Origin of the sequence: Mesorhizobium sp. M00.F.Ca.ET.216.01.1.1 (assembly GCF_004010325.2) — a bacterium.
Taxonomy (GTDB): domain Bacteria; phylum Pseudomonadota; class Alphaproteobacteria; order Rhizobiales; family Rhizobiaceae; genus Mesorhizobium.
On record NZ_SADR02000492.1, the window covers coordinates 1 to 293 of the forward strand.

Here is a 293-nt window from a genome sequence, read left to right on the forward strand (position 1 = left end):
GCCATTCTGGCCGCGTATATGCCCGAGCAGATGACGGACGCGGAAATCGTTGCCGAAGTGCAGGCCGCGGTCGCGCAAACCGGTGCTGCCGGTCCGCAGGACATGGGCAAGGTGATGGGCGTGCTGAAACCGAAGCTTGCCGGCCGTGCGGACATGACGGCGGTTTCCGCTCAGGTCAAGGCAGCGCTGGCAAAGTAACGCGTGTGCTCGGGCGAGCGTGTGCTCCTTGTGTGTGTCCTTGTGATGGGAGTGCCGCCGCCGGGGGCTGCGCACGGCGCTGGGGCACGAGCCCC

The 293-nt window shown here is 67.2% G+C and carries 1 protein-coding gene; it reads left to right on the top strand.

Going from position 1 to position 293, the window contains the following annotated elements; translation table 11 throughout:
• Positions 1-198: GatB/YqeY domain-containing protein (locus EN859_RS37110; RefSeq protein WP_189502580.1), on the top strand; the 198-nt coding region annotated here is incomplete at its 5' end.
• Positions 199-293 lie beyond the last annotated feature (95 nt).